The organism is Nocardioides sp. (assembly GCF_004803405.1).
In the GTDB taxonomy this organism is placed as follows: Bacteria; Actinomycetota; Actinomycetes; order Propionibacteriales; family Nocardioidaceae; genus Nocardioides; species Nocardioides vastitatis.
On record NZ_SSXI01000203.1, the window covers coordinates 1 to 864 of the forward strand.

General features: G+C 74.0%; 2 protein-coding genes. Both read left to right on the top strand.

The features are described 5' to 3' along the window. Window positions 1-446 (top strand): LutC/YkgG family protein (locus E7Z54_RS14130; protein WP_136434733.1); only part of this gene is annotated, 446 nt, incomplete at its 5' end. Window positions 447-448: 2 nt separating this feature from the next. Continuing rightward, entirely contained in the window at window positions 449-682 is a 234-nt protein-coding gene (locus E7Z54_RS14135; RefSeq protein ID WP_136434735.1) for a helix-turn-helix domain-containing protein, read from the top strand. The last annotated feature ends 182 nt before the right edge of the window (window positions 683-864 follow it).

An 864-nucleotide genomic window follows, 5' to 3' on the forward strand; every position in this document is an offset into this window, starting at 1 on the left:
CCGCGGACGGCGTCGCCGACGCGGTTGCGGCCGCCGTCCCGGCCGGAGCGCGGGTCGTGGTGCCCCCCGGGCTCCCCGAGGAGCTCCGCGTCCGGCTGGTCGACCCGGTGGTCGACGACGGCCTCACCGCGGACCAGCTCGACCGGGTCGACGCCGTGGTCACCCTGTGCCGGGTCGGCATCGCCGAGACCGGCACGATCGTGCTGGACCACGAGCCCGACCAGGGCCGCCGGGCGCTGACCCTGGTGCCGGACCGCCACGTGTGCGTCGTACGGGTCGACCAGGTGGTCGCCGACGTCGGCGACGCGATCGCGCTGCTCGACCCCGCCCGCCCCCTGACCTGGATCAGCGGTCCGAGCGCGACCAGCGACATCGAGCTGAGCCGGGTGGAGGGAGTCCACGGACCCCGGCAGCTGCACGTGATCGTGGTGCAGCAGGGCGGCTGAGCGTGGTCGCCGAACGACGGCAGGGCCACGCGCTCGACGACGCATGGACGCCGCAGCCGCGTGACGTGGAGATCCTGGCCCTGCTCGCGGCGGGTCTGACCACCGACCTGATCGGCCGCCGGGTCGGTCTCTCCGAGCGCACGGTGCGTCGACGCCTCCGCGCCATCGCGGACGAGCTCGGCGTCGACTCCTCCATCGAGGTCGTCGTGCACGCCGTCCGCGTGGGCCTGATCTGAGGCGACCCGGTGGCCGGATCCGGCCAGAGGGTTGTGACGGCAGTCACGCTGCTCCTAGCGTGACCGTTGCATCGTTTCAATCGGCAGGAGTCGTCATGCCCGCTCACCGTCGCACCTCCCGGCCGTTCCGGGCGGTCCTCGCCCCGCTCGTGCTGCTGACCGCGCTGCTCGCGGCCCTGGTG